Below are 23,213 nucleotides of genomic sequence, written 5' to 3'. Positions count from 1 at the left end.
TTAACTTTCCAGTCATGGATTTTTTCAGCAGATCTCCTAAAAAACTCCTATTTTGAAATAAAATCCTTTCATGAAAAAACTTCTTTTTACTTTTATTTTTAGTGGTTTATCACTTTATACTTTCGCCCAAGAGTCGATTTCAACACGTGAAATGGATAGGATCAACTGGATGGAATTTGCAGAGTTTGTTCCTGAGAAAATCACCACAGTTCTTCTACCAACTGGAACACTTGAGCCACATGGCGTGGTCAACAACGGAGCAGATAATACAGCTCCTTTTGCCATGGCAAAGAATATTGCAGATGATCTCAATGCATTGATCGCTCCAACACTTAACTATGGAATTACTGGAAGTATGGCTGCTTATCCTGGTGCTTTTCAAATTACTGAAGCTGCATACAGGCCTTTTATAAGGGATATTCTAAAAGGGCTTGCAAAAAATGGGTTTAAAAATATTATCATTTTAAACGGCCATGGTGGAGGGCAAACCAAAGTTTTGCAAGAGGTAGCAGGAGAAATAGCGAACGAACTTGGAGTAAGAACACTAGTCCTCAATTGGTGGTCATTTGCTTCAGATGTGACCTTGGAAGTTTTCAAAGAAGATGGTGGCCATGCCGGTCTGAACGAGACTGCCTACATTCAAGCCATCGACCCTACGCTCGTACATAAAGAAAAGTATAATTCAGAAATGGCAACTGCCTACCCAGAGGCTGGCACTTGGTCTGCCACTCCTTTTCCATCCTCAATTGGATTATATCAACCGGGACAAGGATATCCAAACTTTGATCAGGATCAGGCGGATGAATACTTCCTAAAAGTAAATGCAAAAGTCTCTGCCTTTATTAAGGAGGTCATCAAAAAGTGGGATATGGCTGGTCTTAATTAGTCATGAAAGCGAAGTCTTTGAATGGAAATCCAAAAGGAATCAAAATCTAATACTAGAACATAAATAACACCTGTTATGAAGCAAAACATTTTTAAACTCGGGTTTCAAGGATCATATGTCATTTTGACTTTATCCATTTTTTCTAATCCAGCTTTTAGCCAAGATCATGAACTGGAATTCAAAAAAACTGTAATAACCCGTGATTTTCTCTCAGAAGGTGTGGCAGTCGGAGATATGAATAAAGATGGTCAGCTGGATATAATTGCAGGATACTATTGGTTTGAAGCGCCTGATTGGACACGACATGAAATTTCTCCCTCTAAAGTTTTTGACCCAAGAAAAGAATACAGCAATTCCTTCTTGAATCTAGGAATGGATGTAAATCTCGATGGCTGGGATGATGTAGTTATTATAGATTATCCGGGTACGCCTGCATATTGGTTTGAAAATCCAAAAACTGAAAGTGACAACTGGCAAAAGCATATCATCGCAGACTCTGTCGGCATCTCAAATGAGTCACCTGCTTTTGTGGATATTGATGGAGATGGGAGACTGGATATCCTGTGTGGTGACTATGCCAAAAGGCAAATTATCTGGCTCCAAGCTCCAGCTACTCCTGGCGCAACTGAATGGAAGCGCTTTAATATCTCAGAAGAAAATGTCGCTGGAACTGACCGTTTTTCTCATGGCCTAGGCTACGGTGATATCAATGGAGATAAAATTGATGATGTTGTTTTGGTTGACGGTTGGTTTGAAGGCAAAGCCGATAAGAAATCCGGAGACTGGGTTTTTCACCCTGTTTTAATCAGTGAACCAGCTGCCCATATGCAAATACTAGACGTCAATGGAGATTTGGATAATGACGTGGTTAGCTCATCTGCACACTCTATGGGTATATGGTGGCACGAGTATATAAATGATTCAACATTCAAAACTCATCTCATGAGTAACATAACTGCTCAGACCCATTCAACGATAATGGCTGACCTGAACGGAGATGGAGATCTAGAAATGATCACTGGAAAGAGATACTTGGCGCACAATGGAAATGACGCGGGAGACGATGACACCCCCTACTTGGTCTATTTCGAATTCACCCCCATGTTTGGTCCATTTTTCCGTGAACACATCATCGATAATGATTCTGGTGCTGGTTTAAATATTGCCGTCGAAGACATGAATAAGGATGGAAAACCTGACATCGTTATCGCCAATAAGAACGGGGTCTTTCTCTTCCAGAACCAGATAAAGTGAAAAAAAACTTCATCTCATATTTACAAGCTATAATAGCCTCTGGAATAACTGTGTAAATGAGTTCTTATTTAACCACTAAACCTATCAAATGAGCCAAAATTCACTGGAACTGAGCCTCTATTGATTTTAACTCCCCTTTTATCATTGATCCTGATATATTTGAGAGTGCAAACCGCATATCCCGAAATAATAAACCTTTAAAAATATTTTAGCATGTCTAAAATTTCAATACCAATAATTACCCTTGTTGGTTCATTTCTAGCTTTTGGATGTTCAAGTCCTGACACCAGAAAAGCCGATTTGGAAGAGCTTACCAATTACTATCCACAGTTCCCTCTCGATACTGCAAATCATGGTGCAGATAGTACAGAATTGATCATGACGAATTTTGCTGGTCCTGATATTGTCCCTAGTCCAGCTGCTTTATCTGTGTCGGCCGATGGAAAAGTATTCGTAGGTGTGGACATGATGGGTTCTTTAGGTAAAGAGCCTGGAAAAGGAGCAATAGTTCGTCTAGTTGACAGCGATAATGATGGAGAATTGGACTCCCATACTGAATTTGTCAAAGTAGACAATCCAAGAGGGATCATTTCAGTGAGAGACCAAGTCTTCGTTCTTCATACCCAGTTTTCAGAAGAAACAGGAAAAGCTGAAGGCATGAACTTGGTTGTTTTTGAGGATAAAGACAATGATGGCATAGCTGATGGTCCATCCAAATTGCTGATTGAAGGTATATCTTCACCGGAATCTCTACGCTCCCGTGGAACAGACCACTCAACAAATGGTATCCGAATGGGCATCGACGGATGGATTTATATCGCTGTGGGTGATTTCGGTTTCCACAATGCCACAGACAGAGATGGGACGCAAATGACCATGCTTGGTGGAGGAATAGTTCGTGTTAGACCTGATGGCACCGAAATGGAAGAATATATCCACGGAACAAGAAACATCTATGATGTGGCGATTGATCCATTTATGAATATCTATACCCGTGGAAATACAAATGACGGTGGAGGCTGGAACATCCGTTTCATCCACTACACCCAGTCCGGTGAATATGGATACCCTAATTTTTTCAAAAATTTCACAGAAGAAATTATCCCAGCCTTGGTTGATTTAGGTGGAGGATCCGGTACTGGTAGTTATTTTATGGATGATGATCGCTGGCCTGCCAAATACAATCATGTGCCGATGATGGCCGATTGGGGCAGAAGCCAATTGTATATTCATAGAGTAACTATGGATGGAGCTGGATTTACACAGCAAAATGAGGAATTTATCAAATTGGCTCAAATTACAGACATTGACTTAGATGCTTCAGGCAGAATGTACTTGGCTGCCTGGAATGGAGCTGGATATTTTGGTAGTCCGGAAAAAGGGTATGTGGTACGCGTAGTGCCAAAAGATTGGACTTATGAAGCTGCACCAGATTTAAAGACAGCTTCACTGGATGAATTGACAGAATTACTTAAAGCAAATAATTCAGTTTCCCGTTTTCACGCACAACGTGAAATGCTAGCTAGATTTCCGGAGGAAGCTGGTGCTGCGGCGCTTTCTGTAGCAACTGATAAGACCTTACCGCTGGAATCAAGAGTAGCAGGAATTTACACTTACGCTCAAGCTACTTGCGAGAGTGGAAATGATGAGTTAGTGAAATTGAGCCAAGAAGAGAAAATTAGAGAATTCGCTTTAAGAGCCTTGGCAGATCGAAAAACCTGCCTTCAAGATGTTCCGCTGGATCCATTTATTGAAGGTGTAACTGATCCAAACGATCGAGTAAAATCTGCAGCAATAGTTGCATTGGGTAGAATAGGAAACCCTGAAGCAGCTGAGGAACTATTGAAAGTAAAAGTACCCGCTTCATTCAAACAGCCTGAAAAAGGTACCGAAGGGCCACATGCTACTCCTAATTCTGCAATTATCCTCCCGCACGTAGCTGTAAAATCACTTGTGAAACTGAATGCAGTAGATGCTGCTGTGGATGCTATTGGAACTGATAATTCACAGATTGCCTTGTGGGCGCTACGCTTCATGCATGATCCTAAGGCCGTGGACGGATTGATTGAAGCTTACAGAGACACAGATGATATGGAGCTAAAAGCAGAGATTTTAGGCACACTTTCCAGATTGTACAAGAAAGAAGCTCCTTATGACGGTTCTTGGTGGTGGGGCACACGCCCAGACACGCATGGACCTTATTATAAAGCCATCACTTGGGAATCTTCTGATCAAATCAAAGACTTCTTGGTAGGTGAAAGAAACGCGCAGGAAGATCCTACAAAAAGACAATTCTTCGCTGATCTGAATGAGCGAAATAGAATGGATATTGAAGATTTAGGTGTTGGAGAATCAAACTTGGTGATCCAAGAAACCGAAGTTGATTTGGAAAAAATCAAAAGCAAAAAAGGTCAGGTTGGTGCTTCGTCCATCGAAGATGTAATGATCGCGGTGCAAGATCTTAAAGGCGATCCTGTCAAAGGAAAAACGCTTTTCACCAGCCAAGGATGTATCGCTTGCCATAGCATAGAGAAAGGTCAACCTCTGAAAGGCCCGTACATGGGTCAGATCGGATCAATCATGAACCGTTCTCAGATTACAGAATCCATTTTGAAACCGAATGCCTCCATCTCGCAAGGGTTTGCATCTGTGTTGATCGACACTAACGATGACAAAAGTTACATGGGCTTTGTGACTGCGGAGACTGCAGACGAAGTTGTAATTCAGGATATCACTGGCACGGCTACCAAACTAGATAAGAGTAAAATCAAAACACGTAAAGTAATGGAAACTTCCATGATGCCTCCAGGTCTTGCAAATGCACTTTCCTATGAGGAATTAGCTTCTTTAGTGACCTACTTACAAGCTCAGAAGTAAGTAAAGAACCCTGGTCTGTGGCTTGCAGACCACAGGGCACATGCAAACTTAATTGAGTATCAAAACACCTTGAGATTTTAAAAATCCAAGGTGTTTTTTTTACCACAAGATTTCAAAGCGGCTCAAAAACGAATCATTAACTTTCTGTGAATTCTTACATATGGGAACATTAATATTCCTCGATTCTTTACATTTAACCAGCAAGTCTAAATCCTGAAATTAAAACACGATGAAATCAATTCTATTAACACTACTTACTTTTTTGATGATAAGCCCCATTTCATTCGCCCAGAAATCCTTCTATAAGAATATGGTTATCGCTCACCGAGGTGCCTGGAAAGCTCAATCCCATCCACAGAATTCCATAGCCTCACTAAAAGAAGCAGTGGAATTAGGCTGCGAAGGCTCTGAGTTCGATGTTTGGATGACTTCAGACGGAGTGTTGGTAGTTAATCATGATTCAGATTTTGAAGGAATGGAAATAGAAACTTCAACGTATCAGGAACTTTTGGCCAAAAAACACTCAAATGGAGAGAAAATTTCTACGGTAGAAGAATACCTAAAAGCAGGTAAAAAACAGAAAGGCACTAAGTTGATTTTCGAAATCAAACCTTCCAAAATCTCAGTAGAACGAAGTAAAGAAATAGCAGAAAAATCTGTTCTAGCTGTGAAGAAAATGAAAGCTGAAAAATGGGTTGACTACATCACATTCAGCTATGAAGGCGGATTGAAAGTAATTGAAATGGACCCAGATGCAAATGTCGCGTACTTAAATGGTGATAAAACTCCAGCAGAATTGAAAGAAGCTGGTTTTTTTGGGTTTGACTATAATATTAATCTGCTCAAAAAGAATCCACATTGGATCAAAGAAGCACAGGAGTTGGGACTGACTGTCAATGCATGGACCGTAAATTCAGCGGAAGATTTGATTTGGTTCCTTGATCAAAACCCGGATTTCATCACCACCGACGAGCCTGAGTTACTTTTCAGAATCATCAAGGATAGAGAGTAGAATTACTTAAAGTCAATTTTGATCAGAAATCACATTGCAGTAATTTCCTGTCAAACTTGAACTCTATGAATCAGTCCAATCTTCTCAAAGTCGCTCTAGCCCAGATTTCCCCGGTATGGCTAAACAAATCTGCAACTCTGGAAAAAGTAAAAACTACGATAGTAGAGGCAGGTGCACAAGGTTGTGAATTGGTTGTTTTCGGAGAAGGGCTTGTGCCAGGTTATCCTTTTTGGCTTTCCCTTTCTAATGGTGCTGCTTGGGACAATAAAATTCAAAAGGAAATTCATGCCCATTACTTAAGGAATGCGGTTCAGATTGAAAAAGGAGACCTTTTGGAGATTCAAGAGTTGGCTAAAAGTATGAAAATTGCTATCTATCTCGGGATTATTGAGAGACCTATCGACCGTGGAGGCCACAGTATTTATTGTTCGCTGGTGTATATCAATTCCGAGGGGGATATGAAATCTGTACATCGCAAAATGCAACCTACGTACGAAGAAAGACTCACTTGGGCTCCAGGTGATGGTCATGGATTACAGGTTCATCCGTTAAAAGAGTTTACTGTTGGCGGATTGAACTGTTGGGAAAACTGGATGCCTATGGCGAGAACTGCTTTGTATGGTTTGGGAGAAAATTTGCATATAGCCGTTTGGCCAGGAGCTGTCAGAAATACAGAAAACATCACCCGGATGATTGCCCAGGAAAGTAGGTCTTTTGTTATTTCCGTATCCAGTTTGATGAATAAAGCTGACTTTCCAGATGACACGCCACATCTAGATTTAATCCTTGAAAATGCTCCTGAAGTCTTGGCAGATGGAGGTTCTTGCATTGCTGGGCCGGATGGCAAGTGGATTTTGGAGCCAGTGGCAAATACGGAAGGGATATTAATTGAGACATTGGATTTTAATCGGGTTTTGGAGGAGCGCCAAAACTTCGATGCAGTTGGACATTATTCCAGGCCAGATATACTTCGGCTCAGTGTCAATCGTGAAAGACAAAGCAGTGTTAAATATAATTAAACTACTTACTGCAGATTTTTTTAATACTATTTTTCTATAATAGGTTTTATTATTTTAATATTAAGCCATACTTTTTATTTAGAAAAATTATATATTCATAAAAAATTAATACCACATTATTTTACTTTCACATCTTTTATATATGAATATAGAAAAAATTCAGATTAAAGGAACTATATTGTTTTAACATTTGTATTTAAAGTAGAATGGCGATATTATTTATCCGCCACTTGAAATAAAACAATAATTAACTAGAACTAAATTAAGAAGGGATAATATTATGAGTACACAGAATTTTATGAGTATTTTAACCAGAAAAAAACAGATAATTAAACCACTAACATTAACATTATCAATGCTTTTCGCTCTTGTAATGTTTTCAGCGCAAGCTCAGGACTATTTATTAACTAGCAGCGAGATAGAAATATTACAAGATCAAGACATGGAGTACATGAAGCAAATCCATGAAATCACCAAGGATTACCCAGCATTTTCTTATAACTACACTATCGAAGATGGTGAAGTAAAGGATGTTACGGTAACAGGAATCGACAATTTCAATGATAAAAAAAGACTTGAAGTTGTATTATTTGATTTGAAGAGCAATAAAAACATGCTGAAAAATCAACCAAATAGAGTAGGAGTTTTCTATTCAGTTGATCAGCCTGCTAAATACAATGGTGATTTAACCGAAGATTTATTGAGTAATTTGAAGTACCCTTCAGAAGCAAAAGATTGGGGTTTGGAAGGAACTATATATGTTAAATTTGTAGTCGAAGATGATGGAGAAATCAATTTTGCGAGTACGTCGAGTAATGTAGACACTTCAGTTGATATGTATTTAGATGATCTTCAAGAACAAGCCGTTGCTGCTGTTAAAGCTACATCCGGCAATTGGACACCTGCTAAAGTTGAAGGTGTTGAAGTTTCATCTCTGGAAATTGTTCCAGTTACGTTTGACTTTAAGAAAAACCCTACTCTTCCTGCTTTGATTAGATAAGAGTACATTTAATTAAAATCAGTTATAAGATCACTTAATAATGTTTCTAACTGATGATTTAAGAACCGGATGGATTATTCATCCGGTTTTTTTGTGTAACTGAAAAAAGCTAATTAATGAGAACAGCCACAGACTGTCATAATAATTAGAACTGAAATGGACTAGATAAATCAAGCTGCCTTCTTACCGCGGTGAATCAAGATCAATTAACCTGTTAAAAAAACTCTATACAAATCACAAAATTTCGTCATCAAAACTGGCTGAGTGTAATTTAGTACCACTTCTTAAAATTAGATAACCTCCAGCAATTCCTAACGCTATTCGAAGAGCCATATTTCCTTTGGTTACTGCGAGTGACAACACATAAGTACCAGCAACTAAAGAGGTCAAACCCTCCGAATAGTTGGTAATCTTTTTTAGGCCATACATAAGTCTTTGTTTTTCGTTATTCATAGTGTTATGCAATAAAGTACTGTAAAACAGTCACAAAACAAATGCTAAAGACTTAAAGTTGCACTAGGTTTATTTCGCAAGAAGTATCAATAAGATTTTATCCCCAACGAACGGCGTCTTCATTTGACCCATTACGCATTTTTTTCAATACAAACACACATACTTAGCTCCCACTTTGCCCCTTTGTTCTTACCATCAGAAGGACTATCTCCTTACAGATGTTTAGCATAAGTCACAATTAATAAGCTATTTGGGGAAATAAATCCCAGATGCTCAACATGTAAAAGAACTTCCTACGCGTCCTGTTAGGAGTATACTTTGGGCAAGTACTCTTATAGAAAATTGAATCTGGTCGCTATCAAAAAGATGTTAACAAGCCACTTAATTTCCAGATAGGTAAGCTTTTCCCTAGATGTGACGGGAATTGAATCTATTTTTGACGTATGAACAGCATGACTGTGGACAGAACCATTTCCATCCGGGGACTTTTTAGGATCAGCAGACCGATCAATCTGCTGATGGTGGGATTCGCACAGTTTATGACTGCCTATTTTCTAGTCAAAACCACTGATTCTGGAATTCCCGTACTTCAGGATTACAAACTGTATTTGATCATAACTTCCACCCTATTGATCACTGCGGCTGGCTACATGATCAACGATTATTACGATGTCAAGATCGACTATGTCAATCGACCCGGCAATGTGGTGGTTGGCAAGGGGATCAAGCGCCGGGTAGTCATCATGCTACATACCATCTTAAACTTCAGCGCAATCGGACTTGGCTATCTTGTCAGTCCTAAGATTGCCTTGATCAATTTTATAGCAGCTTTTCTCCTGTGGTTTTACAGCAATCAACTGAAAAGAGAGCCCTTAATAGGAAATGTAAGCGTTGCATTTCTAACAGCACTTTCCATATATATTTTGGCAATTCATTATCAGAAAGCAGAATTACTGGTATTGACTTTTGCCATTTTCGCATTCTTCCTAAACCTTATCCGGGAAATCATAAAAGATATAGAAGATCGGCCAGGAGATAGGAAACACGGTTGCCGCACGCTACCAATCGTCCTAGGCTTCCGCAAAACCAAAGCTATTATATTCCTGATTGCGGCAATTTTTATCTGCGCTATATTGATAGTGATGTTCAAACTTGACCGCCAGATAATCTTCGCCTATTTCGGCGGTTTAGGGTTCTTTTTCATGTATTTCATGTACAGAATCTATGTGGCTGATCGCAAAGACCATTTCACCCAACTGAGCACCATGGCTAAGATTTTGATGCTGATAGGAACGCTGAGCATGAGCTTTTTGTAAATTCGATTTTCAAAATAAGGAGGTGGCTATATTTTGATTTTAATGGTCATTCAATATCTCTACTTATTTACGACTTACGAATGACGATTTACGCCCTCAATACAACCACAAGCCCAAACTCCTAAAACTGACCTTCAACTTTAGAAGAAAGCCGCGTAAATCGTAATTCCAAAATCATAAGTCGTAAATCTTCCTTATTTTCACCCAAATTTTTCAATCATGCTAGATAGCAAATTACTTGTAATCAAGATCGGGTCAAATGTGCTCACTCAGGAAAATGGTCTTCCTGATTTGGAGCGTATGGAAAAGCTAGTGAGGCAGATCCAGGATCTCACTTCCCGAGGAAAAAAGGTTGTGCTGGTAAGTTCCGGCGCTGTAGCTTTTGGGAGACAGGCAATTCCCCTACCGGAGAAACTCAACCCGGTTTTCAAAAAACAAATCTGGGCTTCCACGGGTCAAATCCGCCTGATCAATCAATACCAGAATTTCTTCGAAAAACATAAGCAGCCCGTTGCTCAGATCTTGGTAACAAAAGAAGATTTCCGAGACCGAAAGCATTTCTTGAATATGAAAAACTGCGTGCAAGCGCTGCTCTCTCAGGGTATCTTGCCCATCATCAATGAAAATGACACGGTGACGATCACGGAACTCATGTTCACCGATAACGATGAACTGGCAAGCTTGACCGCTGCGATGATCAATGCGGATACCATGATGTTACTTACAAATGTAGATGGGATTTTCACTGGAAATCCGTCTGACCCTGATTCCGAACTCATCGAGAAAGTTGCATCCAAAATGCCAGAAGTTTCCAAATACATCTCTGCTTCCAAATCATCTTTCGGTCGTGGTGGGATGCTGACTAAATATGCCATGGCAAAGAAATCTGCTGATTTAGGCATACAGGTGGTCATAGCTAATGGAAAACGGGAAAATGTCCTGGGGGAATTTGCAGATAAGACATTGAGATGCACTTGGTTTGAACCACAGAAAGCTAAGCACGGCGCGAAGAAATGGCTGGCTCACGGGGAACATTACTACGTAGGAGAAGTCACCATTAATGAAGGCGCAAAAAGCTCACTGACTGCTGAGGTGATCCGTAGCCTTTTGCCAATTGGAATTATTAAACTGGAAGGAGAGTTTTCCAAAGGAGACATACTTCTGATCAGAGACGAAACTGGCCATAAAATAGGCTTGGGTCGAGCAGAGTATTCCTCCAAAGTAGCCAATGAACGTGTAGGCCAAAAGAACCAAAAAGCTTTAATCCATTACGATTACCTCTATATTTTCGATCATGACTGAGTACCAAGATATATTTGAAGGAGTAAAACAAGGGTCTAGGAAACTGACTGGACTTAGCAATGAAAAAGTAAATCAGGTCCTGCATAATCTTGCAATTCTGGCTGTTGAAAACACAGATTTCTTATTGGAAGAAAACCAAAAAGACCTGGACCGCATGGAGCCAACAAACCCTATGTACGATAGGTTGTTGCTGACTGAAGAGCGCATTCAGAATATCGCAGGAGAAATTATTCAGGTGAGTGCCTTGCCAAGTCCTCTTCATCATGTCTTGGAAAGTAAAACTCTTGAAAACGGACTTTCCTTAGAGAAAACCACCGTGCCGCTTGGCGTGATTGGGATCATCTATGAAGCTAGGCCAAATGTCACTTTTGATGTGTTTACGCTTGCCTTAAAATCTGGAAATGGTCTCGTACTGAAAGGCGGCTCTGATGCCGACTTTTCGAATCGTGCGATCATGAGTTTGATTCATCAGGTTTTGGAAGTCAATGAGCTTCCAACTTCTGCTTTCCAACTTTTACCTGCAGATCGAGCTGCGACAAAGGCACTTTTAGAAGCTGTAGGTTTTGTGGATGTGATTATCCCACGTGGCTCGCAAGGCTTGATTAATTTTGTTAGAGAAAATGCAAAGGTACCGGTGATCGAAACTGGAGCTGGTATCGTGCATACTTATATCGATGAATCAGCAGATTTGGCGAAAGCCAAGGAAATTGCCTTCAATGCCAAAACCCGTAGACCAAGCGTCTGCAACTCACTCGACTGTCTCATAATTCATGAAGCACAGTTACCAGTTTTAAATGACTTGATCCAATCAATGTTAGAAAGCAAGGTTCAGGTTTTTGCAGATGAAAAAGCATTTGCTGCGTTGAATGCAAATGAGTTAATATCAAGAGCTGATAAATCACACTTTGGAACAGAATTTCTCGGGATGAAAATGTCCATCAAGACTGTAGCTAATCTGGATGAAGCACTAGATCATATCGCGGAATATTCCTCGAAACATTCTGAGGCCATTGTGGCAGAAAATCAGGAAACTATTGATCGCTTTTTGCTAGAAGTTGATGCAGCAGCTGTTTATGCAAATGCCTCCACAGCTTTCACTGACGGTGCTCAATTCGGTTTGGGAGCTGAAATAGGAATAAGCACCCAAAAACTCCATGCACGAGGACCAATGGCACTGAAAGAACTTTGCAGCTATAAGTGGATTGTGAGAGGAAATGGACAGGTTAGACAATAGTTTTCAGTTTGCAGTGATCAGTTTGCAGAGTTAGTCACTCTGAGTAAAGTTGAGGTGCCAACCCAAATTTTGCTTCTCCGTTTGCCCTCAGGATAGACTTTGAACACTAAACTCCATCTTTAAAAACAATTTGCGCCTTCGCGCCATTGCGAGAGATTTACCTTAATTTCGCAGTAACCCATCAAAACAACAATACATTGAAACGCCTCGCAATCTTAGCTTCTGGATCTGGTAGCAATGCCGAAAAGATTATGGAGCATTTCCAGAATTCCGAAATAGCAGAAATCGCATTAGTTGCCTCCAACAAGGCTGATGCTTTTGTACTGGAGCGCGCCAAGAAATTTGATGTTCCTACGTTTACTTTTTCAAGAAAAGAAATGGATGCAGGCGTTTTGCTTAAGAAACTGAATGCAGAAAACATCGAATGGGTGATTCTGGCTGGCTTTTTACTGAAAATCCCTGTGGACTTGACAAGAGCTTTTCCAGACCGGATGGTAAATATTCACCCTGCGCTTTTGCCAAAATATGGAGGAAAAGGGATGTATGGAAGTTTCGTGCATGAAGCTGTAAAAGCTGCAGGTGAAACCGAAACAGGAATTACTATTCACTTGGTCAATGAAAATTATGATGAAGGGAGGATTGTATTTCAAGCCTCTACCCCACTGACTTCAGAAGACACCCCTGATTCTATCGCCGAAAAAGTCCATGCACTAGAGCACAAGCATTTTCCGGAAGTGATTGAAGGACTTTTGTAACTTGATTATATCAATATCCATTCTCCTTTTTTTAAAAGTATGCAAGCCAATTTTCTTTAAAAATCTAACCTAGCAGAACTGTACCGAAAACTATCCGTTTGGACATGTAATCCTCCTTGTCGATAACTTCGTTACTAATTCATAGCAAATGTGAGGCTTCAGTTTACTTTCTCACATTTGTAAAATATCACTCCTAAATACTCCTCATGAAATATCACTATTCTCTTGGCCTAATTATCGGATTTATCCTAGTGTCGATACTTAGCTTTTCATCCATAAACGATTCAAAGGCACAGGGAATCACGATTCCAAGTAACACGGAAATTAATTCCGGGATAAAGGAAGCATTGGAAAAAGCTACCGGAATAAGTGCCGATCGCTTGGGTGCCAAAGATGGATACCTAGGAAATCTAGGCGTGAAAATCCTATTCCCGGAAGAGGCTAAAAACATTGAAAAAACCCTCCGCTCTCTTGGACTGGACAGCATGGTGGATCAGGTGATCACCAGTGTGAACCGTGCTGCGGAAGATGCTGCTTTAGAAGCAAAACCCATCTTTACTGATGCGATCAAGCAAATGAGCATTGCAGATGTGAAAACCATCCTTTTGGGAGAAGACAATGCGGCAACTAGTTATTTCAACACGACTACTTCCCCGGCGCTCACAGAGAAATTCTCCCCTATCATAGACAACAGTCTGAAAAAAACTGACGCGACGAAATACTGGCAAGATGTAATGACCAGGTACAATAAAGTCCCTTTTGTGAAAAAAGTAGATACCGATCTCACCGCCTATGTGACCAAAAAAGCGATCGACGGCTTATTTGTAGAAATAGCTAAGGAGGAGTTGAAAATCCGGGAAAACATTTCGGCAAGATCTTCTCCATTGCTCGAAAAAGTCTTTGGTTTTGCTAAGCAAGCTGGAAAGTAATAACATCCAAACCTGGAGAGGCAAACTTAGAATGTAATTGCGAAGTCTGGTTCACCTTAACCAGCTTTGCATCAGTTGTTTTCGTATCACTTTAAAGTAATCTCTTTTCGGAATATCAAAAAGAAATTGCCGCATTCCTGCAATGTTTGCAAAAAGGAAATCATAAATAGTAAACTTTTGCTGAGCGAAGTCGAAGCCTCATCTGACTTGCATCCACTTTTTACTTTCCCGGTCCACAAAAGTGATTGGAACAAACTTATCCGTAGGTACTCCGATAAAGTAAACCGTCCAGTTAGGATCATGCTTCGCTAGCATTTCGGAAATGCAATCTGCTCGATGAGCAGTGGGATTCTTGCAATCATCCCAGTAGAACAACTCTACTTTATAGTGAAGTGACTTCACCTCATTATTGATGATCACCTGGATGTCAATATTTTGTTTTCCAGGTAGGTTTGGGATTGGAATTGCGATGTGACTCATGGCTTTGTGTGTTTTGGGTAAGGATTAATTCATGTATTGGTGATAAAGTGGAAGTTGCAAAGTTGGAGATTTCTAAAATTGAAAGGTTATGAAGCTCGTATGGTAATCTTGACTTTTGGTTCTTGCTTCTGTATACTAGCTACTTTCATCTTCTCTATTCCTCCACATCCCATGCCATCTAAAATGTTTCAAAACGACTCTGATTGGCATTAACCAGTCATATTAAAGGTAAATCAGCGAACAATTTTGCCCGTACTTGGACAAAGTGCTTTGAGCGCTAGTATATTGTACCATCAAAACCAAACCTCCAAGTAGTATGAGCAGCACCAATCATCACGATGATAAAATAGCAAAAATGACCTTCTCTTCTGTCTACCCACATTATCTCACCAAGGTAGAGCGCAAAGGAAGGACGAGAGAAGAATTGCATGAGGTGATCACCTGGCTAACTGGATATGATGAAAAAGGAATACAGCAGCAGATCGATGCAAAATCAAGTTTTGAGCAATTCTTTGCAGAGGCAGAATTAAACCTCAACGCTAGCTTAATCACCGGCTCCATCTGTGGCTATATAGTGCAGGAAATAGAAAACCCACTCACCCAGAAAGTACGTTACCTCGACAAAATTGTAGATGAATTAGCGAAAGGCCGTAAAATGGGGAAGATTCTGAGAGAGGGGTAAGAGATTGCTATTTGCATCAAAGAAAGGGTTGAGCGAAGTTTATAAGGTAGCTAGGTTCTAAAGAGTTACCCTGAGCAAAGTTGAAGGGTTGCAAAGACATAGCTGCCCCATCTTGATTCTTAGCTCTTGGCTCTTGGCTCTTGATTCTACATACTTGATACTTACGTCTTTCTACTTGCTACTTTATTCACTTTTCAAACTCTTCACCGGATTCAGCATAGCTGCTTTGACTGCCTGAAAACTGATCGTCACCAAGGCCACAATCACCGCCAATACACCCGCAACCAAGAATACCCACCATTGAACTGGCACCTGGTAAGCGAAGCCTTTTAGCCATTTATTCATGGCAAACCAAGCCACTGGAGTAGCGACTACAATCGCGATCAAAACCAGTTTGATAAAGTCTTTGGACAATAAACCAACGATACTACCGATGTCTGCTCCCAACACTTTTCGGATGCCAATTTCCTTGGTTCTCTGTTCTGCCGTATAGGTAGCCAAGCCTAACAAACCTAAGCAGGCGATCAAAATCGCCAACACTGAGAAGTTCGTGAATATCTGTCTAAACCTGAAATCTGATTCGTATTGGGAATTGAAATCCGCATCTAGAAAACTATAAAGAAAAGGTCTATGCGGTGCGATCCGGCTCCAAACCTGTTCTATTTGTGCAATCGTCCCAGGAAGATCTTCTCCTGCCACTTTCAATGACATATATCGACTTGCATAGGCTTCAAAAGGCAAGGTCAGAGGCTCAATTGTACGGTGCAGGGAGATATAATTGAAATCCTTAACCACGCCGACCACTTCGCCCTCTCTGCCCCACTGGGAAAACTTCTTCCCAACTGCTTCCGCCGGATTCGCATAGCCATATTGCTTGGCAGCTGCTTCATTGATGACCAAAGCCGATGAAGAATCCGAAGGATAATCTCTGGAGTAGGATCTTCCAGCTATCAATTCAAGATTATAATGGTTGATAAAATCAATCCCAACCTGAAAAATAGCTTGTCCTTCTTGAATCATTTCGCCTTCAGGATTTTCAATGACCGTACCTGCATTGGGAAAATAGCTACCCGGTACGCTACGCGAAAAAGCCGTAGAACTCACTGAAGGGATATTTTCCATCTCTGATTTCAAAGCGGAAGAAAGCCTGTTTACATCCTGGTCATAATTATAATCCAGTACCAGCATCTGCTCTTTGTCAAAACCCATTTCCTTGTCAAGTATGTGGCTCATCTGCGAATACACTATTATAGTTCCTGCTATCAATGCAATGGAAAGACTGAACTGGAAAACCACCAACCCCTTGCGAAGATTAACTCCTCGCGCATCGGATTTATTGATTCCTTTGAGAATCATCACAGGCCGGAAACTGGAAAGTACCAATGCAGGATAAGAGCCCGCTAGTAAACCAACGAGCACGAGTATTCCAAAAAAGAATGGTATCGTCTGCCAATTGATCAATTGGTTAATCTCCAATACTTTTCCAGTAAGGGTATTCATCATTGGAAGTGAAAAAGTCACTAAGAAAATTGCCACTATTCCGGAAAGAAGTACGATAATGAGGGATTCCCCGAGAAACTGAAGAATCAAACTGCTTTTATCTGCGCCGATAGATTTCCGAATTCCCACTTCCTTCGCCCGTTCCATGGATCTGGCAGTGGACAAGTTCATAAAGTTGATGATGGCAATCCCCAGGATGAAAAGCCCTATGATGGAAAAAACGTAGATATTAGATAGAGACCCCGTTTCTCCGGGCTGACGGTCTGCTGTAGTCCTGAGATACACATCCTTTAGCGCTTCCACATGAATTGTATAGGGATCCTCCTTATACGGGTAGTTCATTTCTACAAAATCCGGGATTTTTTGCTCAAAAGCGACCTGATCAAATCCCTCATTTACCAAGAAATAGGTATAAAAATCTACATAACCCCACTCCTCAAAAACACCTGGACGGGATTGCTTGAAGGTGCTCAAAGAAAGTAGCGCATTGAATTTGAAATGTGAATTTGAGGGAACATCAGGCATCACTCCAGTCACGGTGTAATCTCCGGCATTCGCTCTACCAGCCGATTCACTTCCTTTCAGCGTTTTACCCATTGGATCTTCATTACCAAAATATCTCTTCGCAGTACTTTCTGTAAGCACTATGCTAAAGGGGGCCATGAGTGCCGTCTTCGGATCTCCTTCCAGCAACTCCCAGGAAAACACATCAAACGCCGTCGAATCCATAAAAAACACACCGTCTTCCTGCTGGGTGGTCTCACCATAGCTCAACAGTAAATCAGAGCGACCGGAAAACTGCACTATTTTCTCAACTTCAGGAAAATACTCTTGCATCGCCGGGCCGACTGGCGCATTGTGCCAAACCCAGAATGGCTCAGCCTCAGCCCCTTCCTCCACTCCTTCAGGTGAGCTAGAACCATGTGTTAGCCGATAAATCCTGTCGCCTTTCTCATGGTACTTATCATAAGAAAGTTCATCCTGCACAAACATAAAAATGAGCACACAGCAGGCCATCCCTATTCCCAAACCGACAATATTGATAAAGGAATAAACCTTCTTTTTGAGAAGATTTCTGTAGGCGATTTTTAGGTAGTTTTTCCACATTTGTTTTAAGATTGAAAGATTGGAAAATTAAAATATTGGAAGATTAGGAGTTCAGACAGTTTTAAGGTGTCATCCTGAACAAAGTAGAAAGTTGTAAAGTGTTTCAAACTGAGCGAAGCAGAAGTCTTGATTCTTGGTTCTAGACTCTTGCTACTTATGTCTTGATACTATCTAATTCCTACTATAATCACTCACTCTTCAGCGTCCTTGCCGGATTCGTCAGCGCTGCTTTGATCGATTGGAAGCCTACCGTAAACAATGCGATAAGCATCGTGACCGTACCTGTGGCGACAAAAACCCACCATTCAATTCCCACACTGTATTGATAATCCTGGAGCCATTGATCCATAATATACCAAGCAATAGGAACAGAAAGCAGAAAGGCAATCCCGACAAGCTTTAGGAAATCCTTAGAAAGCAATAGAGATATACTGCCCACACTCGCTCCTAAGACTTTTCTTACTCCTATTTCTTTCAGACGGTTGGCCGCCATGTAAGTAGAAAGTCCAAATAGACCCAAACAGGAAATAACTATAGTCAGAATGGTAAAGACTAAGGAAAGCTTCGCCGTTCTAGCGGTATCATCAAATTTCCTAGCATATTGCTCATCGGCAAATTGGTATTCAAATGGGAAATTTGGATTGAACTCTTCAAATACACCCTGAACTTTCGTTAGATTATCTGCGACAGGCTGATCGGGATTGAGACGTATATGCAGCGAAGTGAACCAGGAAGATGGCCCAAATACCATCAAAGGATTCACAGGGTCATAAGGGGATTCAAAAATAAAATCCTCAATAATCCCTACGACGGTATAGTTATCTTCTCCATCTGAGACTATTTGACCTACAGGATTTTCCAATCCCATTTTTCTTACCGCTGTTTCATTCAATAAAATTGCAGTAGAATCACTAGTGAATTCATAAATATCTATATCCCTACCTTCTACTAACTTGGTCCCCATTACTTTCATGAAATCAGCATCTGCACTGAACCGAATGAAATCAAGCTTCTCATCTTCAGGCGTGCTTCCTTCCCACGAGTATCCCCAGCCATCGCTGTAGCGCTGGGTAATCGGACTCATCGATTTCGTGACCGCAAGACTGGAGCCACTAGAAAGAAGGGCTTGTTTGATTGCTCCATAATGCTTCTCTATATCACCTTGCATGGAGATGTAGATGAGATTGTCCTGGTTATAACCCAACTCACGGTTTTGAGCATGACTTATTTGACGCTGGATGATAATCGTAGAGACAATTAGAATAATAGCAAAGCTGAACTGTATCACGACCAGTATTTTTCTTGGATTCACCGCCGAGGCAGCAGAACGGAAAGTTCCTTTCAGCACATCCACTGGACTAAAAGACGATAGAAAAAATGCAGGATAACTGCCAGCCAAAAGTCCAATAAGTAATATAAAGCTGATCAACTGAAGCCAGAAAATCATATTGCTGTATGGAAGAAATAGCTGCTTGCCAATCAAGGTATTAAAGGAAGGAAGTGCCAGCTCTACCAAGAGAATTGCCAGAACACCTGCAATCAACGCAATCAGCGTGCTTTCTCCGATGAACTGTGCGATAAGAGAAGTTTTTCTGGCACCGACCACTTTTCTCAATCCTACTTCCTTGGCTCTCTTTTCACTTCGAGCCGTACTCAAATTCATAAAGTTGATACAGGCAATGACCAGGATAAACAATGCGATAAAGCCAAACATGCGAACAGTTACAATCCTACCCCCTACGAGCTTGCCATTTTCGCTTTTTCCATATAGATGTATCTGTGAAAGCGGGTAGCTAAACACATCTGCGGTGTTCTCCCCGTTGGTATGTTCCTTGGTAATATTTATGACCTTCTCGTTGAATGCCTCATGGGAAGCATTTTCAGTGAGCAACACATAGTTTTCGACGGAATTATTACCCCACCATTCATCATCCCAACCAAGTTTTTTCATGTAGGCCCAAGACAGAAAGTAGTCCGACTGAAAGCGGGTATTGTTTGGTAAATTCTCCAGCACTCCTGTTACGGTGAAAATATCCGTACTATCGATCTTGACCGTTTGCCCCACCGCCATCTCAGTACCAAACAGCTTTTTGGCAAAATCTTCCGTGACCACCATGTTATACGGGTCTTCCAAAGCAGTAGAACTATTGCCTTGCAGCATCGGGAAATCAAAAACCTCCAAAAACTCAGGATCGATAAAAGAACCTGATTCGTTCATTTTTTTATTTCCAACCGTAAATAGGAAATTGGCAAAATTGAGCCGAACTGCATGCTCTACTTCAGGATAATCCTTCGCTAAGGTTGGACCCATTATTTTGGGAGTCGTTCCCCATGCCCATAGTTCACCGCTAAATGTATCTCTGTTATACATTCGATAGATTCGGTCTGATTTGGGATGCTCCCGATCCATGCTTACCTCATTTTGGATCCATAGCAAAATCAGAATAGCAGACGCCATCCCAATACCCAATCCTCCGATATTGATGAAAGCATAACCTTTACTTCTAAGGATATTTCTCCAGGCAATTTTAAAGTAGTTTTTGAGCATTTTTTAGGAGGATTGGAAAATTTTAAAATTTGAAGACTGGAAGATTTTGGGTTTAGAAGTTTAAGGTTGGAAGGAGGGAAAGTATTCCTAGCCTTAGTTTATCCTTCTTCTTGTCCTAATATCTAATGTCTCATGTCTTGACTCTTGATACTTATGTCTTGATACAGCCTACTCAATCTACTTTTGTGCCACTAAAAAATTACTCTAGATCGCTCAAAAATAGCTTTTTGTTGATTTTATGATTTTAAAGCACGGACAGTTTTGTCCGCTGGTGGGCAAATGTACCAATGAGGAAAGTGGCGAGGTTTTAAGGTTGTAAAAAATCCTTAGTCTCAGGTTACCCTGATTCTCCTCTTTATTTCTAAAATCTCAGGTCTTAAATCTTGGTTCTTTGTTCTAGAACTTTTGCTACTTAATACTTCTTACTCAAACAATCTCTTCAACTTCTTTACTCCCCTGAAAACTATACAACAAGTAAATAAGCGAAGGCAAAATAAAAACACTTCCTATCATCAGTGCCCAAGCCAAAGTTTCTATGGGTTTGCCATTTGCAGCGGAGTTAAAAACAGATAAGTTTTCACCTGACTTAGTGATGATGATATCAGGGAAATAATGGTAGCCAAATGCCGCTAGAATTGCGGTAACCACAAAACCACTCAGTAAGCGAACAAGCGTTTTACTTCCCTCTTTCAATTTTAGCCATAGAGCAATCATTGCAAGTGTAGCCAACACCAAGATTCCTAAAGTCATCCACTCTTTCAACAGCAACCCAACAAGAGGCACATCATCAATAATCGAAGCAGCAAAAACCAAACCTCCCGCTAGTACAGTAAACAGAATAAACAGTTTTGCTTTTCTCACCAAAAATAGTCTAACGTCAGGCTTTTTGGCCTCGCCAACTAAGAATACGGAAGCTAAAAACCCACAAATCGCAACGGTGAAAATACCGACAGAAACACTGAATAAGTTAAACCAAGGTTGGATATATGCTTCATAAAACCCAAGTGCTTCTGGGTCAATCTCTCCACCTATCGAAGCACCAAAGATCAATCCCAGAAAGAAGGGTGTGACAAAACTTGAATATGTAAATATGAGGTCATAAACCTTCTGCATTTCATCCTGATAAGCATCATAATGACGAAATACAAACGCTGTTCCCCGACCAATAATACCAATAAGCATAAGGGCCAGAGGAATATGCAAGTGGACTGAAAGCATGGTATAAATCGAAGGAAAACCAACAAACAGAATTACGATAGCGATAATTAACCACATATGGTTTGCTTCCCAGATCGGTCCTATAGTTTTATAGGTAGTGTCTTGAAGTTGGGAACGCATGCGGGCAGGCGTGAAAATTTCCAAAATCCCAGCGCCAAAGTCAGCGCCTCCAAGGATGACATACATCAAAAGCGCAAGGCAAAGGAAAATGATAACTACGTAGAGCATAAGTTCAGATTAAGAGTCAGCTAATGTTTCGGCATTTCTCTTCAATGACGCTGGTACGGCTTTTATCTGTCTATAGAGCAAGAAAGAAACTATTGCCGCAAGCGAAACATAAATAGCCGTAAATATGAAAAAGGAATACTGAATGCCAGGAATCGGGGTCACGGCATCTTTGGTCAGCATGATTTCATAAATAATCCAAGGCTGCCTTCCCACTTCCGTGACTGTCCATCCAGCTTCCAATGCAATGAATCCCAAAGGCGTAGCAAACACAAAAAGCCAAAGAAACCAGCGTTGAATCTGCCAGTTTTTCTTCTTCCATAAGGAAATAAAGTACAGCAAGCTCAAGCCAACTAACAGCATTCCCAAACCAACCATGATCTGAAATGCATAATGTACCACTGCTACAGGCGGATGATGTTCTTCTGGAAACTGATCTAAGCCCATTACCTCTTTTTCAAAATCCCCATGCGCCAAGAAACTTAAGGCTCCGGGAACCTCAATCGCATAATTCACTTCCTTCGCTTCTTCATCAGGAATCCCTCCGATGATCAGAGGCGCGGACTTACTTGTTTCAAAATGAGCTTCCATTGCTGCCAATTTCGCAGGCTGACGTACCGCAATATCCTTAGCAGAAATATCTCCGGAAATAGGCTGAAGCAAGGCCGCAACAGCTCCAAAGACTAATGCGATAGTAAAAGCTTTACGGTGAAACTCCTGATTCTGACCCTTCAGAATCATGTAGGCGTGAATTCCAGCAACCGCAAAACCAGTGGCTGTGAATGCCGCCAATGTCATGTGTAATGCTTGAGTAAACCAAGCATCATTGAACATGGCAGCGATCGGATCAATATTCAGAAACTTACCATCAACGTAATCAAATCCACTTGGACTATTCATCCAACCATTTGCTGCCACTACCAAAATCCCAGAAGCCAATCCACTGATTCCCACCACTACTCCTGTAAACCAATGGAACCAAGGTTTGAATTTGCCCCAACCGTACAGAAAGAATCCCAAGGCAATCGCTTCTATAAAAAACGCCGTTCCTTCCAGCGAAAATGGCATACCGAAAATAGGTCCTGCATGAAGCATAAACTCAGGCCAGAGCAATCCAAGTTCGAAGGAAAGCATAGTACCGGACACGGCACCTGTCACAAAGAAAATAGCAACTCCTTTGCTCCAAGCCTTGGTCAGATCCTTGTAAAGTGGATTTCCTGTTTTTAGATATTTGTAATGGGAAGTCGCCATGAAGAATGGCATAACCATACCAATACAAGCGAAAATAATATGGAAACCCAGAGAAAGAGCCATCTGGGAACGAGCAGCAAAAAGATCTTCCATGTATACTACAAGGTTTGATTCAGTCAGCAATAATAGACTGAAAGTGTAAAACTAGTCATAGAATTGACGCTG

18 protein-coding genes are annotated in these 23,213 nt (G+C 40.9%); 12 read left to right on the top strand and 6 right to left on the bottom strand.

The window, feature by feature from the left end:
• Positions 1-70 precede the first annotated feature (70 nt).
• From ACPUEN_RS01560 to ACPUEN_RS01535, 6 genes are all read left to right on the top strand, one after another.
• Positions 71-886 carry a creatininase family protein gene (locus ACPUEN_RS01560; protein WP_425638083.1) on the top strand — a complete coding sequence of 272 codons (816 nt, stop codon included), beginning with the start codon at positions 71-73 and terminating at the stop codon, positions 884-886.
• Between the two features lie 75 nt (positions 887-961).
• On the top strand, positions 962-2,140 hold the full coding sequence (locus ACPUEN_RS01555; RefSeq protein ID WP_425638082.1) for an FG-GAP repeat domain-containing protein: 1,179 nt from the start codon (positions 962-964) through the stop codon (positions 2,138-2,140).
• Positions 2,141-2,353: 213 nt separating this feature from the next.
• Positions 2,354-5,017: a DUF7133 domain-containing protein gene (locus ACPUEN_RS01550; RefSeq protein ID WP_425638081.1), complete on the top strand. Its 2,664-nt coding sequence runs from the start codon at positions 2,354-2,356 to the stop codon at positions 5,015-5,017.
• A gap of 229 nt (positions 5,018-5,246) precedes the next feature.
• Positions 5,247-6,029 carry a glycerophosphodiester phosphodiesterase gene (locus tag ACPUEN_RS01545; RefSeq protein ID WP_425638080.1) on the top strand — a complete coding sequence of 261 codons (783 nt, stop codon included), beginning with the start codon at positions 5,247-5,249 and terminating at the stop codon, positions 6,027-6,029.
• Positions 6,030-6,094: 65 nt separating this feature from the next.
• Complete coding sequence (locus ACPUEN_RS01540; protein WP_425638079.1) at positions 6,095-7,048, top strand: carbon-nitrogen hydrolase family protein; 954 nt, start codon at positions 6,095-6,097, stop codon at positions 7,046-7,048.
• A gap of 280 nt (positions 7,049-7,328) precedes the next feature.
• Positions 7,329-8,048, top strand: a complete 720-nt coding sequence (locus ACPUEN_RS01535; protein ID WP_425638078.1) for an energy transducer TonB — start codon at positions 7,329-7,331, stop codon at positions 8,046-8,048.
• Positions 8,049-8,282: 234 nt separating this feature from the next.
• Here ACPUEN_RS01535 and ACPUEN_RS01530 read toward each other — a convergent pair whose 3' ends face one another.
• Complete coding sequence (locus ACPUEN_RS01530) at positions 8,283-8,477, bottom strand: hypothetical protein (protein WP_146613720.1); 195 nt, start codon at positions 8,475-8,477, stop codon at positions 8,283-8,285.
• Positions 8,478-8,944: 467 nt separating this feature from the next.
• Between ACPUEN_RS01530 and ACPUEN_RS01525 the strand changes: the two genes are divergently transcribed.
• The 5 genes from ACPUEN_RS01525 (at position 8,945) to ACPUEN_RS01505 (ending at position 14,037) form a co-directional block, all read left to right on the top strand.
• Positions 8,945-9,817 carry a geranylgeranylglycerol-phosphate geranylgeranyltransferase gene (locus ACPUEN_RS01525; protein WP_425638077.1) on the top strand — a complete coding sequence of 291 codons (873 nt, stop codon included), beginning with the start codon at positions 8,945-8,947 and terminating at the stop codon, positions 9,815-9,817.
• A gap of 219 nt (positions 9,818-10,036) precedes the next feature.
• Entirely contained in the window at positions 10,037-11,119 is a 1,083-nt protein-coding gene (proB, locus tag ACPUEN_RS01520; RefSeq protein ID WP_425638076.1) for a glutamate 5-kinase, read from the top strand.
• Positions 11,112-12,353: a glutamate-5-semialdehyde dehydrogenase gene (locus tag ACPUEN_RS01515; protein ID WP_425638075.1), complete on the top strand. Its 1,242-nt coding sequence runs from the start codon at positions 11,112-11,114 to the stop codon at positions 12,351-12,353. The genes proB and ACPUEN_RS01515 overlap by 8 nt, the downstream gene beginning before the upstream one ends.
• A gap of 197 nt (positions 12,354-12,550) precedes the next feature.
• A complete protein-coding gene (purN, locus tag ACPUEN_RS01510; protein ID WP_425638074.1) occupies positions 12,551-13,108 on the top strand; it encodes a phosphoribosylglycinamide formyltransferase in 558 nt (185 codons plus the stop codon).
• 206 nt (positions 13,109-13,314) lie between these two features.
• Positions 13,315-14,037 (top strand): DUF4197 domain-containing protein, encoded by a 723-nt coding sequence (locus ACPUEN_RS01505; RefSeq protein WP_425638073.1) that lies wholly within the window; start codon positions 13,315-13,317, stop codon positions 14,035-14,037.
• A 198-nt stretch (positions 14,038-14,235) separates the two neighbouring features.
• Here the strand turns inward: ACPUEN_RS01505 and ACPUEN_RS01500 are convergent, their stop codons facing one another.
• Complete coding sequence (locus tag ACPUEN_RS01500) at positions 14,236-14,517, bottom strand: hypothetical protein (RefSeq protein ID WP_425638072.1); 282 nt, start codon at positions 14,515-14,517, stop codon at positions 14,236-14,238.
• A 316-nt stretch (positions 14,518-14,833) separates the two neighbouring features.
• On the opposite strand from ACPUEN_RS01500, the gene ACPUEN_RS01495 reads away from it, so the two are divergent.
• Positions 14,834-15,199, top strand: coding sequence for a DUF2200 domain-containing protein (locus tag ACPUEN_RS01495; RefSeq protein WP_425638071.1), 366 nt, complete (start codon positions 14,834-14,836; stop codon positions 15,197-15,199).
• 183 nt (positions 15,200-15,382) lie between these two features.
• On the opposite strand, the gene ACPUEN_RS01490 is transcribed toward ACPUEN_RS01495, so the two are convergent.
• From ACPUEN_RS01490 to ACPUEN_RS01475, 4 genes are all read right to left on the bottom strand, one after another.
• Entirely contained in the window at positions 15,383-17,806 is a 2,424-nt protein-coding gene (locus tag ACPUEN_RS01490; protein ID WP_425638070.1) for an ABC transporter permease, read from the bottom strand.
• Between the two features lie 187 nt (positions 17,807-17,993).
• Positions 17,994-20,354 carry an ABC transporter permease gene (locus ACPUEN_RS01485; RefSeq protein ID WP_425638069.1) on the bottom strand — a complete coding sequence of 787 codons (2,361 nt, stop codon included), beginning with the start codon at positions 20,352-20,354 and terminating at the stop codon, positions 17,994-17,996.
• Between the two features lie 426 nt (positions 20,355-20,780).
• Positions 20,781-21,800 (bottom strand): cytochrome d ubiquinol oxidase subunit II, encoded by a 1,020-nt coding sequence (locus ACPUEN_RS01480; RefSeq protein WP_425638068.1) that lies wholly within the window; start codon positions 21,798-21,800, stop codon positions 20,781-20,783.
• 9 nt (positions 21,801-21,809) lie between these two features.
• Entirely contained in the window at positions 21,810-23,141 is a 1,332-nt protein-coding gene (locus ACPUEN_RS01475) for a cytochrome ubiquinol oxidase subunit I (protein ID WP_425638067.1), read from the bottom strand.
• Between the last annotated feature and the right edge of the window lie 72 nt (positions 23,142-23,213).

It is taken from the genome of Algoriphagus yeomjeoni (genome assembly GCF_049821175.1).
Lineage (GTDB): Bacteria > Bacteroidota > Bacteroidia > Cytophagales > Cyclobacteriaceae > Algoriphagus > Algoriphagus yeomjeoni_A.
The sequence above is the reverse complement of the archived record's forward strand: the minus strand, read 5'-3'. Positions and strand labels throughout refer to the sequence as shown.